The sequence below is a fragment of the Geitlerinema sp. PCC 7407 genome, assembly GCF_000317045.1.
Taxonomy (GTDB): domain Bacteria; phylum Cyanobacteriota; class Cyanobacteriia; order PCC-7407; family PCC-7407; genus PCC-7407.
Map to the genome: position 1 here is coordinate 284303 of NC_019703.1, position 15686 is coordinate 299988.

Consider the following 15686-nt stretch of genomic DNA (forward strand, 5'->3'; position numbering starts at 1 on the left):
GCTTGTGCGAGCCAGAAGCAAAAAGCTGGTGCCTAAAGCCCCAAAAAGCCTCAAATTAGCAAGTAAAGCAGCAAAAACAGAACAATCCACACGACATCGACGAAGTGCCAGTAAATTTCAGCAGCTTCTACGCCAAAGTGGGACTGGCTGCCGTAGTGCCCTGGTTTGCGCGATCGCCACAGCACCGCCAAGATCGCCAGCAGCCCCACAAACACGTGAAGCCCGTGAAAACCCGTCAGCACATAGAACGTGCTCGCGTAGAGATTGGTTTTGAGGCCAAACTCGAGGTTGCTGTACTCATAGATCTGACCGGCCAAGAAGACAATCCCCATCAGCGCCGTCAAGCCAAACCACAGCCGCATCTTCCCGACATCATCTCTCTTGATGGCGCCGTCTGCGGCGTGGATCACGAAGCTGCTGGAAATCAGAATGATCGTGTTGATGCCGGGGATCAGCAGCTCCGGGTCGGGGGTACCTTCGGGGGGCCAGTTTGGCGAGACCAGCTTGAAGGTCAAGTAGGCCGCAAAAAGACCCAGGAAAATCATGCCCTCCGCCACCAGGAACACAATCAGGCCAAAGATCCGAAAGTCGGGATGTTCGGCGTGGTGGTCGACGGCGGCTTCGTGGGAATAGTTGAGATCCGCTGAAGAGGGATCAACAGTTGAACCTTGCATAGTGCTGTGCCGATAGCGTCATCAAAAGCATTGGTGAACCGCAACGGGGGCGATCGCAATTCATGAATTGCGATCGCCCCTTGCCCCCTAGGACGCCGCCGAAAGGGGCGAATCCTCCGGGGGAACCTGGCCGGCGGGTTCGCGGTGACCCGTCCCGTAGTCATAGGGACCGTAAACCAGCACCGGCAGCGTCTCAAAATTCTCCACCTCGGGCGGCGAAGTCGTTTGCCACTCCAGGGTCAGAGCCCGCCAGGGGTTGTCCCCCGCGATCCGCCCCTTAAAGGCGCTCCACACCGCATTGATCAAGAAAGGAATCGTCGAGGCCGCCAGGAGATAGGCGCCAATGGTGCAGATCAGGTTCAGCGGCTCGAACTCCACATCGTAGAGCGCCACCCGGCGATTCATGCCCAGCAGGCCCAGCTCATGCATCGGCATAAACGTCACGTTCATCCCGATCAGCGTCATCGCGAAGTGCACGCGGCCCCAAAATTCATTCATCATCCGGCCCGTCATCTTCGGATACCAGTGATAAATCGCCGCAAAGAGGCCAAACACGCTGCCCCCAAACAGCACATAGTGCAGGTGGGCCACCACAAAGTAGGTGTCGTGCACGTGAATATCAAAGGGCACCGAGGCCAGCATCACGCCCGTGATACCGCCGATCACAAAGGTCGACAGGAAGCCCAGGGCAAAGAGCAAAGAACTGTTTAGGTCCAGCTTGCCGCCCCAGAGCGTGGCCAGCCAGCCAAAGATTTTGATGCCGGTGGGGACAGCGATGATCATGGTCGTGATCATGAAAAACATGCGCAGCCAGGCGGGGGTGCCGCTGGTGAACATGTGGTGCGCCCAGACGATCAGGCCCAAAAAGCTAATGGCGATGCTGGAATAGGCGATCGCCCGGTAGCCAAAAATCGGCTTGCGAGAGTGGACCGGCAGGATCTCTGACATCGCCCCAAAGAAGGGCAAAATCATGATGTACACCGCCGGGTGGGAGTAGAACCAGAACATGTGCTGGTACACCACCGGATCGCCGCCCCCCGTCGGGTTGAAAAACGCCGTCCCCGCCAGCAGATCAAAGGCCAGCAGAATCAGCGCCCCGGCCAAAACCGGCGTCCCGATCAAGATCAGCCCCGAAGCCGCCAGCATAGACCAGCAAAACAGCGGCATCTGGTTGATGCTCATGCTGGGCACCCGCATCTTGATGATGGTGACGAAAAAGTTGATCGCCCCCAAAATCGACGAGGTTCCCAGCACCAGCACGCTCATGATCCAGATGCCTTCGCCCACCTGGCCGGACATCACGCTCAGGGGAGGATAGGACGTCCAGCCCGCCTGGGGTGCCTCTAGCAGTAGGCTCAGGGCCAGCAGGATCCCCGCCGGGGGAATCATCCAGAAAGCGACGGTGTTGAGGCGCGGAAACGCCATGTCCCGCGCTCCGATCATCAGCGGAATCAGGTAGTTACCGAAGGCTGCCCCCGCTGGCACGATCCACAGGAAGATCATGATCGTGCCGTGGAGGGTGAGCAGGTTGTTATAGGTTTCGGGGCTGACAAAGTCTGGGTTGGGGGTCGCCAGCTCGGTGCGCATGGCGGTGGCGAAGACGCCCCCAATGAGATAGAAGATGAACGACGTGACGAGGTACTGAATCCCGATGACTTTGTGATCGGTGCTGAAGGTGAAGTAGTCCGTCCACTTGCGCAGATGGCCCATTTGGGGGGTGTCTGCGGCGGGATTGGGACTGTTGGTGACGGAGGCTTGTGTCATGGAGGCTCTCGCAGCAGGTCGGACAAGAGGGCGGAGCGCCAGAGGGAGACGCGCCGCTGAGAAAACGAAGATGATTTAGGAAGCGGAGTGGTGATGGGCGTGCATCTGGGCGATCGCCTCAGAATCGATGCCCATGGCTTCGACGTAGGGCGCTAAGAACTCATCGGGAGTGCGATCGCCCGCTGGCACGAAGGCCGCCGCAGTCTGGGCATCCGGGGCCGGTAGCTGGGCCTGGACCCACGCCTCATAGTCCTCGACCGAATCCACAAACACCCGAGACTTCATGGCGCCGTGGTAGGGGCCGCACAGCTCTGCGCAGATCAGCGGATAGTCCCCAACGCGAGTGGCCACAAAGCGCAGCTCCGTTTGGCGACCGGGAATGGCGTCTTGCTTGAGACGAAACTCGGGCACCCAGAATGCGTGCAGCACATCATTGGCCATGATCCGCAGCTTGACTTCTTTGCCCACCGGCACGTGGAGCTCTCCGGCGGTGATGTTGGTGCCGGGGTAGTTAAACAGCCACGCATACTGAATGCCGGTGACATCCACCGTCAGGTCTGCGGGCTGGGTCTCCATCTCGGGCGGCGCGCCGACGCCAGCGGCCACGGGCATCCCATCGTGATGGTGGGTGGCGGGGAGGCTGCTCTCGTCAGACAGCGTGGCGGCGATCGCCGCGCCGGGCATCGACTTTTTGGCCGTGGTTTGCTCCACGCGCACCCCGTGGTGATCGGAGCCCGCCTCCGGATCGAAGCCCCCCATGTCCTTGTAGACATCGAAGCTGTAGATCGAAATCACCAGCACGATCACCGCCGGAATCGCCGTCCAGAGGATTTCTAGCGGAATGTTGCCCTCGATGGGCGGGCCGTCGGTGGTGTCTCCGGGGCGGCGACGAAACCGGATGGCGGCGACGACGATGACGCCTTGGACCAGCAAAAAGAGGCCGACAGAGACGGTCATCATCGCGTTGAAGAGGCCGTCGATGCGGACGGCGTCTTCGGTGGCGGCAACGGGAAGGAGGCCATGGTTTTGGCCAAACCAGAGGCTCACCAAGGTGAGCAAGATGCCGGCAATGAGCGTTGTGATGTTGCTTGGAATTTTCACGGCTGCCTGCTAAACACAGAAACGTTGGGAGAGGCCATCGATCGCCCCAAAAGCCTACAAAAGGCTCGCAGAATGGGCCGATTGACTATTCTCAAAGCCCCCAGCAGCGATCGCCCGCCCTGTCCAAAACGCCTAGAGTCGCGCTTTGCGAGGGTGGCGGACATCGTCTAGAGAGCGCCAGAAAAACCGTTGCAGGACCTCTCGCCCTGAAACCGCTGCGGGGGCGATCGCTGAAAAATTCACCAGCATTCTTGAAAGACTAGGCCAGTGAATTCTCAAAAATCATGCGTTCTGCAAGGTCCTGGGAGCCTAGAAAAAGCTCACCTACCACGGTAGAACAGACCTCCTGAATTCGCACGGATCTGTCTGGGATTTCAAATGTTTTTTAGGAATTTCTTTGGGATCTGATCGAAAAGGGCGATCGCTCTCAGCGTCTTGGTTCAAGGCGATCGCTTTTATGTAACTGTTTATGAAAATTTAATGTTTTCTGTAACAACAGTTTTTGATTAAAAAATCTGAAAACAATCCAAAAAATCTCTAAAGACTGAACCATTCAGAAGCAGGCTCATTAGAGTGGTAGCTAGAGACTCTCAAGATATTGCTGAGAGTCATTACTCACTCATTTGCGAACTTTATTCATCGGAATCATCTGGAATCCGCCCTTGCCTTTGCAGTCCCAGCCCGTTGACGACTGCTGCATTCCTGGCCCACCGGGGGCTTGTGAGCAAGGGACGTGGAGTCGCTGAACTGTGTCTGCCCTAGCGCATCTTGAGGTGAAAGCCCATGACCCATTTTGTTCTCCGCCCAGAGTCGGTGCCCCAGGTCGGGGACGCGATCGCCGAAGGAGACGCTGCGATTCGCCAAATCCGTCGTCTAGTGGGGCGAATGGCGATCGCAACCTTGATCCTCATGGCCATTGGGAGCGCAACCCGCGTCATGAATGCAGGCTTGGCCTGCCCCGACTGGCCCCTGTGCTACGGCACCCTCTTTCCCGGCCAGCAGATGAACCTGCAAGTATTCCTCGAATGGTTCCACCGTCTCGATGCAGCCTTCTTGGGCCTTTCGGCCATTACCCTGGTTGGGTTCTCTCTCTGGCAGCGTCGCCACCTGCCCACCTGGGTCCCCAAAGCCTCTGGGCTGGCCCTCGGCCTGATCGTCTTTCAGGGCGTCCTGGGCGGCCTGACCGTCACCGAGATGCTGCGCTTTGACATCGTGACGGCCCACCTGGGCACTGCCCTCCTGTTCTTTGTCACGCTGCTGGTGATGTGGGCTATGCTCACGCCCCACCAGGGCGTGGGAACCGCTGGCAACCTGCCCTGGGTGAGCCTGCTGGCCGCCGTCTTGGTCTACGTCCAGAGCTTGCTGGGCGCCCTGGTGGGATCGCAATGGGCCGCCCACCAATGCCTGAGCCAGTCGGGCCTGTGCACCGTGCTGTACAGCCACCTCGTGGGCGTGGTGCCGCCGACCCTGGCAACCTTGGCCGTCGTGGCGATCGCCTGGCGCACCCCCGCTCTTCATCCTGTCCTGCGGCGCTGGGCCTTGCTCGCAGGCGGCTGTCTAGGCCTGCAGCTGCTCCTGGGCCTCGGCACCCTCTACCTCCACCTGCAAGTCGAGCCCCTCACCGTCGCTCACCAAAGCGTGGGAGCGCTGCTGCTCGGATCCCTGGTGGGCATCACGGTACTGGGCTGGCGCGATCGCGTCTCCGACGATCCGATCCCCGCCGATGCTGCCCTGCTGTCTGGGGCCAATCCTGCCAACGCCCAATCCTAGCCAGGATCCGGCACCCTCGAAAATTCATACCCAAAAGAACATGCAAGAAACCTTTCTCACGCGTGCGCCTCGCCATCACGCCAACTTGCTGCAAGTGCTCCAAAGCTACTATCAGCTCACCAAGCCCCGGATTATTTTGCTACTGCTGATCACCACCGCTGCCGGAATGTGGCTGGCCGCCAAAGGCTCGGTCGATCCCCAGCTGCTGCTGATCACCCTCATCGGGGGCGCGACGGCCTCCGCCTCCGCCAACACCATCAACTGTCTCTACGATCGCGACATCGACTACGTCATGGAGCGCACGCGCCACCGGCCCTTGCCTTCCGGGCGAGTGCAGCCCCGCGATGCCTTGGTGTTTGCGATCGGGCTGGCGGTGTTTTCCTTCACCCTGCTGACCCTGGGCGCCAACCTGCTCAGCGCCCTGCTGGCTATGGCCGGTATCGTCTTCTACGTTTTGGTCTACACCCACTGGCTCAAGCGCCACAGCACCCAAAACATCGTGATCGGCGGGGCAGCGGGCGCGATCCCGCCCCTGGTGGGCTGGGCGGCGGTCACCAACGATCTGGGCTGGCCTGCCTGGGTCCTGTTTGCCATCGTGTTTGTCTGGACGCCGCCCCACTTCTGGGCGCTGGCCATGATGATTCGCGATGACTACGCCAAGGTCGGGGTGCCGATGCTGCCGGTAGTCGAGGGTGAACAGACCACCAGCTGGCAAATTTGGCTGTACACCCTGCTGCTGCTGCCCGTGACGCTGCTGCTGGCCTTTCCGCTTCAGGTGGCGGGGGTGGTGTACACCGGGGCGGCCTTCCTGCTGGGAGCCGTGTTCATCCAAAAAGCCTGGGCGCTGTGGCAAGATTCGAGCAATCGCACCCTGGCGCGATCGCTCTTCAAGTTCTCTATTTTTTACCTGATGCTGCTGAGCGCGGCCCTGGTGGTGGACAGCCTGCCGGTGTTTCAGCCGCTGACCCAGCAGTTTGCCTACCAGTGGAGCGCCTTGCTGAGCGCGATCCCGATGCTGGCTGGAATCTAGACTCGACGGTGCGGGGCCTGGGTGACAAACCTCATAGAATATGAAGAGGGCGTTACAACGCCTGTTCTTTCCTTTTGGATTCAGGTTGTCTAGAAAAGGCATTGAGACAAGCATGGCTCCCGCCGTTTTGATTGAAAACCTGCAAAAGCGCTACGGCAGCGTCGAAGCGGTTAAAGATGTTTCGCTTCAGGTGGAGCCGGGCACCATCTTTGGACTGCTCGGTCCCAACGGTGCTGGCAAAACCACGACGATCCGCTGCCTGTGTACCCTGACAACGCCAGATGCGGGGCGCATCGAGGTCTCGGGAATTTCGGCGATCGCCCAGCCCAAGGTGGCGCGGCAGCGGCTGGGCTACGTGGCCCAAGAAGTGGCCCTCGACAAGGTGCTGACCGGTCGCGAGCTGCTGGAGCTGCAAGCGGCGCTCTATCACCTGCCCAAGGCCGTGGCCAAGGAACGCATCAATCAGTTTTTGCAGCTGCTGGGCCTAGAGGATCGGGCAGACCAGCGGACGGGAACCTACTCCGGCGGCCTGAAAAAACGCCTAGACCTGGCGGCGGGTCTGCTCCATCAGCCGGATGTGCTGGTGCTCGATGAGCCGACGGTGGGCCTAGATATCGAGAGCCGGGTGGCGGTGTGGAATTTTCTGCGGCAGCTGCGCGACGGCGGCACGACGGTGCTGATCACCAGCCACTACTTAGAAGAAGTAGACGCCCTGGCCGATCGCGTGGCGATCATTGATCAGGGGATGGTGATTGCCAGCGGCACCCCGTCGGAGCTCAAGGACCGGGTCGGGGGCGATCGCATCACCCTGCGCCTGCGTGAATTTTCTCCCATGGCGGAGGCCGAGGCTGCCAAGCAGCTCCTCGAAAAGCTTTCCTGCGTTCAGGAAGTGATCGTCAACGCGGCCCAGGGCAACTCCCTAAACCTGGTGGTGTCCTCCCAGGGCGACGCGCTGACGGCGGTGCAGCAGGCGCTGCGGGAGGCGGGCCTGCCCACCTTCGGGATCGCCCAGTCGCGCCCGAGCCTGGACGATGTTTACCTGGCGGCGACGGGCCGCACGCTGATGGACGCGGAACTGGCCGCTGCCAGCGCCCGCGATCCCAAGAAAGAGCGCAAGCAAAACATGCGATAGGGGCGATCCCTATCCCGACAACCTGTTGTCAAGAAAAATCCTATGAGCAATAGCGCAACTCCGTTCCAACCTGCCGCCGATCGCGGGGTCGAGGCCCTCGCAGGCTCGGCTCCCGGCTTTTTCTCCTCGGCGCTAGTCCAGGAGACAGCGGCCCTGACGCGGCGTCTGTTTATCCAGCTTCAGCGGCGTCCTTCCACCCTGGTGGCTGGGATCATTCAGCCCCTGATGTGGCTGATTTTATTCGGGGCTTTGTTTCAGAATGCGCCCCAGGGCCTGTTTGGCGAGAGCCAGAACTACGGGCAGTTTCTGGGGGCCGGGGTCATCGTGTTTACGGCCTTTGCCGGAGCGCTGAATGCGGGCCTGCCGGTGATGTTTGACCGGGAGTTTGGCTTTCTCAATCGGCTGCTGGTGGCGCCCCTGGCGTCGCGGTTTTCGATCGTGCTGGCGTCGGCGATCTACATCACGGCCATGAGCTTTTTGCAGACGGCGGTGATCGTGGCAGCGGCGGCGGTGATGGGCGCAGGCTTGCCCAACGTGGCGGGTCTGGGTCTGGTGGCCCTGGTGGTCCTGCTGCTGGTGCTGGGGGTGACGGGCCTGAGCCTGGGTCTGGCCTTCGCGCTGCCGGGGCACATCGAGCTGATTGCGGTGATCTTCGTGGTGAATTTGCCGCTGCTGTTTGCGAGCACGGCCCTGGCGCCCCTGGCATTCATGCCGACGTGGTTGCAGTGGGTGGCGTCCCTCAATCCCCTCAGCTATGCCATTGAGCCGATTCGCTACCTGTATCTGCATCCTGACTGGTCCTTTGCCAGCGTGGTGATGCAGGCGCCCTTTGGGTCGGTGACTTTGGGGGCGTCGATGCTGGTGCTGCTGGCCTTTGCGTCGGTGGCGCTGGTGATGATTCAGCCGCTGCTGAAGCGGACGCTGTCTTAGGGGCTGTCTGGGCGGTTAAAGAGTTTCCCTCATCCCCCGGCCCCTTCTCCCAAGCCTGGGAGAAGGGGGGCTGAAATCCTTTTTCTCTATCTCAAATCTGGGAGAAGGGGGGCTAAAATTCTTTTCTCCCAAACCTGGGAGAGGGGAATCAAAGGGGTGAGGGCACTACTGAGCTGACGAATTGCTGCAAAGTGTCCAGGTTTTTTGAAGAAGCCGCTCTGTGAGGGCGGCTTTTGTGCTGGATAGGGGCGATCGCCTCGGGAAGCGGCTCCAAGCTCTGCCTTGCGGGCTGGGGGAGTCTCCTCTGGGGATAGATGCTGGCAGCCCACCGCCCACGGCACACTCGGGGGAGGACTCTGATGTGGCTGAGCAAAGATTTTTATGCGAGTTGGTGCGGCGTATCTAGGCAGCGATCGCTGTGAGTTTACGGTGTGGGCCCCCGACAAACAGTCGGTTTCCCTCGAAATTTTGGCGCCGGAGCCCCAGACGATCCCCCTGACGAAGGGCGATCGCGGCTATTGGCGCGCAGTGGTGACCACACCGCCGGACACCCGCTACGGCTACCGAATCGATGGCGGTGAGCTGCGCCCTGATCCGGCCTCCCACTTTCAGCCAGAGGATGTCCACGGCTCCTCAGCGGTGGTGGACCACAGCGCCTACCGGTGGGGCGATCGCGACTGGCAGGGCCTGCCCCTGGCGGACTACGTGATCTATGAGCTGCACGTCGGCACCTTTTCCTCGGAGGGCACCTTCGAGGCCATCGTGCCCCGCCTGGCCGACCTCAAGGCCTTGGGGATGACGGCGATCGAGCTGATGCCCGTGGCCCAGTTTCCGGGCGATCGCAACTGGGGCTACGACGGCGTCTACCCCTACGCGGTCCAGACCTCCTACGGCGGCCCCGAAGGCCTCAAAAAACTCGTGGATGCCTGCCACCAAGCGGGTCTCGCGGTGGTACTGGACGTGGTCTACAACCACTTCGGCCCCGAAGGCAACTACACCGCGGAGTTCGGTCCCTACTTCACCGAGCAGTACCGCACTCCCTGGGGGAGCGCCATCAACTTTGACCACGCCCACAGCGACGGCGTGCGCAACTTTTTTATTCAAAATGCCCTGCACTGGCTGCGGGACTACCACATCGACGCCCTGCGCCTGGACGCCATCCACGCCATTTACGACTTTGGGGCCAAGCACTTTCTCCAGGAGCTGGCCGAGGCGACCGCGCTGCTGTCCCAGGCCGAAGGCCGCCCCCGCTACCTGATCGCCGAGAGCGACCTGAATGATGTGCGGGTGATTCGGCCCCGAGACCTGGGGGGCTACGGCCTGGATGCCCAGTGGAGCGATGACTTTCACCACGCCCTGCGGACGGTGTTGACCGACGAAAAAACTGGCTACTACGCCGACTTTGGCCGGTGTGAGCAGCTGGCAACGGCGATGGAGGAGAGCTTTGTGTATTCGTGGCGCTACTCGCCCTTTCGCCAGCGCTACCACGGCAGCGACGCCCGCGATCGCCCGCCTGTGCAGTTCGTCGTTTCCAGCCGCAACCATGACCAGATCGGCAACCGGATGCTGGGAGAGCGCCTCTCGGTACTCACGAGCTTTGACGGTCTGAAGCTGGCGGCGGCGACGGTGCTGCTTTCTCCCTACATTCCGCTGCTGTTTATGGGCGAAGAGTACGGCGAAGAAGCGCCCTTTTTGTACTTCATTAGCCATACGGACGCCGATCTCGTCGAAGCGGTGCGCCAGGGCCGCCGAGAGGAATTCGCCGATTTTCACGCTGAGGGCGAAGCGCCCGATCCTTTTAGCCGCGAAACCTTTGAGCGATCGACCCTGAACTGGGAGCTGCGCCAGAGCGGCAAACACCAGGTGCTGCTGAGCTTCTATCAGGCGCTGCTGGCGCTGCGGCGATCGCGCCCAGCCCTGCGCACCCTGACCCGTCAAAACCTCCAGGCGATCGGCCACGATGACTCAAAGCTGCTGATTTTGCAGCGATCGGCGGCAGAAAACCACCTGTGGGCCGCCTTCAACTACAGCCTCCAGCCCCAGACCGTGGGCGATCGCCCGCCCCAGGGCACCTGGGAAAAAATCCTCGACTCTGCGGAGCCGCAATGGCAGGGCGCCGGGGCCACCGCTCCCGAAAAGCTCACCCCCGCGGGCGAAACCCTGACCTTGCCCGCCCAGAGCCTGGTGCTCTACGAACGCCGCTTCTAAGGGGCGATCGCCGCGATCGCCTCGCTGACTGAGCCCTCCTCCACCTCTCCCCCTATGCGTATCCCCACCGCCACCTACCGCCTTCAGTTCAACCCCGCCTTTGGCTTCGCCGACGCCGAAAAAATCTTGCCCTACCTGGCTGAGCTGGGAATCTCCGACCTTTACGCCTCGCCGATTTTTGCGGCGCGCTCCGGCAGCACCCACGGCTACGACGTCGTCGACCCCAACCAGATCAACCCCGAACTGGGCTCGTCCCTGGCCTTTGAGCAGCTCCTGCGCACCGCCCAGCAGCACCGGCTGGGCTGGCTCCAGGACATCGTGCCCAACCACATGGCCTACGACAGCCGCAACGCCATGCTGATGGACGTCCTGGCCAACGGCCCGGACTCGGAGTTTCTGGAGTTCTTTGACATCGAGTGGGAGCACCCCTACGACGACATCAAGGGCAAGGTCCTTGCGCCCATGCTGGGAGACTTCTACGGCCAGTGCCTGGAGCGGGGAGAAATCCAGCTCTCCTACGATGAAGCGGGCCTGACGGTCAACTACTACAGCCTGCGCATTCCCCTGCGCATGGAGTCCTACAGCAGCTTCATTAAGCACGATCTGGGTCGCCTAAACCGGGCTCTGGGGCGGCAGCACCCCGACTTTATCAAGCTGCTGGGGGTCCTCTACCTGCTGCGCAGCCTCGCCACCGAAACCTCCGGTCGCCAGCATCGGGACCAGTCAGCCTTTGTCAAAGGCATTCTCTGGGAGCTGTACCGCGATAATCCCGAGATCAAGGCGTTTATTGACAAAAATATCCAGATTTTCAACGGAGAGCCGGGCAAGCCAGAAAGCTTCGATTTGCTTGATGAGCTACTGAACGATCAGTGGTTTCGCTTGGCCTTCTGGAAGGTGGGCGCTGAGGAGCTAAACTACCGCCGCTTCTTTACGGTGAATGAGCTGATCTCGATGCGGGTCGAGGATCGCAAGGTGTTTCAGCGGACCCACGAGCTGATCACTGACTTGGTGGCCCAGGGCCGCTTTACGGGGCTGCGCATCGACCACGTGGACGGCCTGTACGACCCGGCCCAGTACCTCCAGCGCCTGCGGGAGGCGGTGGGAGACACCTATATTCTGGTCGAGAAAATTCTGGAGACCGATGAAGCCCTGCCGCAGGACTGGCCGATCCAGGGGACGTCGGGCTATGACGCCCTGATTTATCTCAATACACTGTTTTGTCAGCCAGCCCACCAGGACCGCTTTAGCGCCATCTACGCCCGCTTTAATGATTTCACGGCGCCCTATCACCAGCTCGTGATCGAGAAGAAGCGCCTGATCGCGGAGAAAAACCTGGCGGGGGACGTGGACAATCTGGCCCGCCTGCTGAAGCGGATTGCGGGGCGGCACCGGTCGGGGCGCGACTTCACGCTCAATGGCCTGAAGCGGGCGATCTCGGAGGTGCTGGTGCTGTTTCCGATCTATCGCACCTACATCACGGAGGCGGGGGTGAGCGATCGCGATCGCGCCTATGTCCAGGACGTGATGGGTCAGGCCCGCCGAGAAATTCCCCAGCTGGTCAACGAGCTGAACCTGATCGAGCGGCTGCTGCTGCTGGAGTATGACGAGTCCCTGGGCGAGGACGAAAAGAAAGATTGGCTGCGCTTTGCCCTGAAGATCCAGCAGTTCTCGGGGCCGCTGATGGCCAAGGGGATCGAGGATACGTTTTTCTATGTTTACAACCGGTTTGTTTCCCTCAATGAGGTGGGGGGCGCGCCCGACTGCTTTGGCTTTGATCTGAGGGTGTTTCACGCCTTCAATCAGCAGCGCCAGGAAACCTGGCCCCACGCGATGACGGCGTCTTCGACCCACGACACCAAGCGCAGCGAGGACGTGCGATCGCGCCTGAACGTGCTCTCGGAAATCCCCGATCGCTGGGAGGCGGTAGTGACTGCCTGGAGCGAGCTCAACCGAGCCCACAAGGGCTACGTCAGCGGCCTAGCGGCCCCCGACGACAATGACGAATATTTCCTGTACCAGACCCTGGTGGGGGCCTATCCCCTGATGGAGGCGGAGTATCCGGCCTTTGTGCAGCGCATCAAGGACTACGTGATCAAGGCGGTGCGGGAGGCGAAGGTTCACACGGCGTGGCTGCGGCCCGACAGTGACTATGAAGCGGGCTTTTTGCAGTTCATTGACCAGATTTTGGACCCGACGCCGGACAACGCGTTTCTGCAAGATTTGCGAGAATTTCAGCAGATGGTGTCTTTTTATGGCCTGTTCAACAGCCTGTCTCAGGTGCTGCTGAAGGCGACGATGCCGGGGGTGCCGGACTTTTATCAGGGGACGGAGCTGTGGGATCTGAGCTTGGTAGATCCGGACAATCGTCGCCCGGTGGACTTTGAGCAGCGCCTGGAGCTGTTGCGGGACCTGAAGACGGCGGTGAAGAAAGACCTGCCGGGGCTGCTGGAGACGCTGCTGGCCCAGCGCTGGGATGGCCGGATCAAGCTGTTTTTGGTGCACCAGGTGCTGCAAGCTCGGCAGCAGTGGTCGGCCCTGTTTCAGGATGGGAGCTATGTGCCGCTGGCGGTGGCGGGGGCGCGATCGCCCAATGTGGTGGCTTTTGGGCGCCGGCTGGGAGACCAGTGCGCGATCGCCGTGGTGCCGCGCTTTGTGACGGAGCTGGTGCCGCCAGACTGTGATCCCCTGGCGGAGACGGTGTGGCAGGACACCCACCTTGTCTTGCCGGAGGGCTTCCCGCGCACCTGGAAAAATGCGCTGACCCAGGAGGCGATCGCCGGTTCGGGCACCCTGGCGATCGCCGATGCCCTGCGACAGTTTCCGGTGGCCCTGCTGGTGGGTGCGGAGGCCTGAGGCGGCCCAATCAAAACCCCACCGCCCTGAAGTTTTGACGAATCAAAGATTTATGGTTTTAGAAACCCCTGACATTCGCTCCAGTACGCTGGACCTAGACTTTGCGCCCGATCGCATTGCGATGATGCGCACCTATATCAAGCGCACCTGGCAGACCCTCTCGCGGGACCACAGCCACATCCTGGAGGCGGCCCGCGACTCCAAGATCGACCACCTGCCCGGCTCGCCGTGGCCGGTGTATATTTCCCCCAAAGAAGACTGTACCCAGGTGGACGGCGCGATCCGGCGCGCGATCAGCCCCCACGAATACGCCCAAATCGAGATTCGGGTGCTGCCGTCGGAGCTGGAGCAGATCGATCCCCACGGCCTGCTGTACCTGCCCAAGTCCTACGTGGTGCCGGGGGGCCGCTTCAATGAGATGTACGGCTGGGACAGCTATTTCATCCAGCTGGGGCTGCTGCGGGACGGAGAGTACGATCTGGCCCAAAACTTGGTGGATCAGCTGCTTTACGAGATCGACCACTACGGCACGATTCTCAACGCCAATCGGACCTATCTCCTGACGCGATCGCAGCCGCCTTTTATCACGCGCATGGTGCTGGCCATGTTTGAGCACAGCCAGGACAAGGCGTGGCTGGAGTCGATCCTGCATATCCTGGAGACCTATTACTACTACTGGATGGTGCCGCCCCACCTCAACCAGTGCACAGGCCTCTCGCGCTACTACGACTTTGGAGAGGGGCCAGCGCCGGAGGTAGTGGCCTCGGAGCAGGACGATCAGGGGCGCACCCACTACGATCGCGTGCGGGAGTTTTATCGCACCTTCCGGGTGGAGGCCTACGACGTGAGCCTCTACTACGATGCCCAGACCGATACGCTGACGGACCTGTTTTACAAGGGCGATCGCTCCATGCGCGAGTCGGGCCTTGATCCAACCCACCGCTTTGGCCCCTTTAGCGTGGACATCATTCACTATGCGCCGGTGTGCCTGAATGTGCTGCTCTACCAAATGGAGCAGGATCTGGGGGAAATTCGGGCGATTTTGGGCCACGAGGAGTCGGCGGCCTACTGGCGCGATCGCGCCCAGAGCCGCGTACAGCTGATCGATCAGTTTCTCTGGGACGAGGAGCGGGGGCTGTATTTTGACTACAACTTCCGCACCGACCAGCGCCGCCACTACGAGTACGCCACGACCTTTTATCCCCTGTGGGCGGGAATTGCGTCTGAAACCCAGGCTCGCCGCGTCGTCGAAAACCTCAGCAAGTTCGAGGCCCCCGGCGGCTTGCTCACCAGCACCCACGTCACCGGCAACCAGTGGGACGCCCCCTTTGGCTGGGCACCGCTCCACCTGATGGCGGTTCAGGGGCTGCGGCGCTACGGCTACCGGGTGGAGGGCGATCGCATTGGCCGCAAGTTCCTCGCCCTGGTGCTCCAGGAGTTCGAGCGCACCAACACCCTCTTAGAGAAGTACGACGTCGAAAACTGCTCCTCAAAAGTCTCAGAGGAGATTCACTTCGGCTACAGCACCAACGAAATTGGCTTTGGCTGGACCAACGGCGTGATTCTCGAACTGCTGGCCCTGCTCAAAGACGCTGACCCCTAAACAAATCCCAAAGAATTGGGGAGCAATCTCCTGTTTCCCGCGTCTTGCATACAATCGTGAGAGAGTGACGTTTTGCGGACCCCTGCCATGGCTACTCAATCTTTTGCTGCCACACCCATGACCCATCTGCTCCTCGGCGCTCTGGCCGTGGGCGCAGGCCTGACCCTGCTCTCGGGACGGGCGATCGCCAATCCCAGCGGCACCGTCGATCCCCTCCAGGACCTCAGACCCCAAGACGCCAGCAGTGACCCCTTCTCGGGTCAAGGGGATGCGTCCAGCGTCTGGGATCTGGTGCACCAGGCCAGCATGGGCAGCCGCGATATCAATGAAGTCGCCGCCGAGCAGCGGCAAAACGTCAGCAGTGAGGCGGAGCAGTTCCGGAAGCGTCGGGAAATGCTGCTGCTCCAGCGTCAGCCCAACAATCCCGTGCTGATGGGTCCCGCGACTCCTGCGGCTCCGGCCCCTGCGCCCTAGGCTTTTGGGCCTCTAGGTGAAAGCATTCTGAGCCAATTAAAGACGCCGGCCCTAGTCGGACCGGCGTTTGGCGTGTTTGCCCCAGGGCAAACGCGATCGGAGAGACGCGGTAGGATCAAGGCCAGGTGAGCACTGCGCCGTGGCAAA

The 15686-nt window shown here is 61.1% G+C and carries 11 protein-coding genes; 8 read left to right on the forward strand and 3 right to left on the reverse strand.

All coding sequences use genetic code 11. From position 1 onward, the window contains the following. Nucleotides 1–50: 50 nt before the first annotated feature. The 3 genes from GEI7407_RS01320 to GEI7407_RS01330 all read right to left on the reverse strand — a co-directional run bounded on the left by GEI7407_RS01320 (nucleotide 51) and on the right by GEI7407_RS01330 (nucleotide 3539). A complete protein-coding gene (locus tag GEI7407_RS01320; protein WP_015170324.1) occupies nucleotides 51–674 on the reverse strand; it encodes a heme-copper oxidase subunit III in 624 nt (207 codons plus the stop codon). 87 nt (nucleotides 675–761) lie between these two features. Further along, complete coding sequence (gene ctaD / locus GEI7407_RS01325) at nucleotides 762–2384, reverse strand: cytochrome c oxidase subunit I (protein ID WP_396229528.1); 1623 nt, start codon at nucleotides 2382–2384, stop codon at nucleotides 762–764. A gap of 129 nt (nucleotides 2385–2513) precedes the next feature. Continuing rightward, on the reverse strand, nucleotides 2514–3539 hold the full coding sequence (locus GEI7407_RS01330; RefSeq protein ID WP_015170326.1) for a cytochrome c oxidase subunit II: 1026 nt from the start codon (nucleotides 3537–3539) through the stop codon (nucleotides 2514–2516). A 783-nt stretch (nucleotides 3540–4322) separates the two neighbouring features. Between GEI7407_RS01330 and GEI7407_RS01335 the strand changes: the two genes are divergently transcribed. The 8 genes from GEI7407_RS01335 to GEI7407_RS01370 all read left to right on the forward strand — a co-directional run bounded on the left by GEI7407_RS01335 (nucleotide 4323) and on the right by GEI7407_RS01370 (nucleotide 15539). After that, complete coding sequence (locus tag GEI7407_RS01335; protein ID WP_015170327.1) at nucleotides 4323–5309, forward strand: heme A synthase; 987 nt, start codon at nucleotides 4323–4325, stop codon at nucleotides 5307–5309. A 40-nt stretch (nucleotides 5310–5349) separates the two neighbouring features. After that, complete coding sequence (locus tag GEI7407_RS01340) at nucleotides 5350–6339, forward strand: heme o synthase (protein ID WP_015170328.1); 990 nt, start codon at nucleotides 5350–5352, stop codon at nucleotides 6337–6339. A 112-nt stretch (nucleotides 6340–6451) separates the two neighbouring features. Next, on the forward strand, nucleotides 6452–7471 hold the full coding sequence (locus tag GEI7407_RS01345; protein WP_015170329.1) for a daunorubicin resistance protein DrrA family ABC transporter ATP-binding protein: 1020 nt from the start codon (nucleotides 6452–6454) through the stop codon (nucleotides 7469–7471). A gap of 42 nt (nucleotides 7472–7513) precedes the next feature. Next, the gene (locus GEI7407_RS01350; RefSeq protein WP_015170330.1) at nucleotides 7514–8401 is read left to right on the forward strand and encodes an ABC transporter permease; all 888 of its coding nucleotides are present in this window, start codon (nucleotides 7514–7516) and stop codon (nucleotides 8399–8401) included. A 381-nt stretch (nucleotides 8402–8782) separates the two neighbouring features. Next, nucleotides 8783–10609, forward strand: a complete 1827-nt coding sequence (gene treZ, locus GEI7407_RS01355) for a malto-oligosyltrehalose trehalohydrolase (RefSeq protein WP_015170331.1) — start codon at nucleotides 8783–8785, stop codon at nucleotides 10607–10609. 54 nt (nucleotides 10610–10663) lie between these two features. After that, nucleotides 10664–13462, forward strand: coding sequence for a malto-oligosyltrehalose synthase (gene treY, locus GEI7407_RS01360; RefSeq protein WP_015170332.1), 2799 nt, complete (start codon nucleotides 10664–10666; stop codon nucleotides 13460–13462). Nucleotides 13463–13514: 52 nt separating this feature from the next. After that, entirely contained in the window at nucleotides 13515–15065 is a 1551-nt protein-coding gene (locus GEI7407_RS01365; protein ID WP_015170333.1) for a trehalase family glycosidase, read from the forward strand. Nucleotides 15066–15152: 87 nt separating this feature from the next. Continuing rightward, entirely contained in the window at nucleotides 15153–15539 is a 387-nt protein-coding gene (locus GEI7407_RS01370; RefSeq protein WP_041268230.1) for a hypothetical protein, read from the forward strand. Nucleotides 15540–15686 lie beyond the last annotated feature (147 nt).

Coding starts and splice junctions, on each gene's coding strand:
- GEI7407_RS01345 (WP_015170329.1), top strand. CDS start 6,452: ATGGCTCCCGCCGTTTTGATTGAAAACCTGCAAAAGCGCTACGGCAGC.
- GEI7407_RS01335 (WP_015170327.1), top strand. CDS start 4,323: ATGACCCATTTTGTTCTCCGCCCAGAGTCGGTGCCCCAGGTCGGGGAC.
- GEI7407_RS01340 (WP_015170328.1), top strand. CDS start 5,350: ATGCAAGAAACCTTTCTCACGCGTGCGCCTCGCCATCACGCCAACTTG.
- GEI7407_RS01350 (WP_015170330.1), top strand. CDS start 7,514: ATGAGCAATAGCGCAACTCCGTTCCAACCTGCCGCCGATCGCGGGGTC.
- GEI7407_RS01320 (WP_015170324.1), bottom strand. CDS start 674: ATGCAAGGTTCAACTGTTGATCCCTCTTCAGCGGATCTCAACTATTCC.
- GEI7407_RS01370 (WP_041268230.1), top strand. CDS start 15,153: ATGGCTACTCAATCTTTTGCTGCCACACCCATGACCCATCTGCTCCTC.
- treZ (WP_015170331.1), top strand. CDS start 8,783: ATGCGAGTTGGTGCGGCGTATCTAGGCAGCGATCGCTGTGAGTTTACG.
- GEI7407_RS01365 (WP_015170333.1), top strand. CDS start 13,515: ATGGTTTTAGAAACCCCTGACATTCGCTCCAGTACGCTGGACCTAGAC.
- ctaD (WP_396229528.1), bottom strand. CDS start 2,384: ATGGGCCATCTGCGCAAGTGGACGGACTACTTCACCTTCAGCACCGAT.
- treY (WP_015170332.1), top strand. CDS start 10,664: ATGCGTATCCCCACCGCCACCTACCGCCTTCAGTTCAACCCCGCCTTT.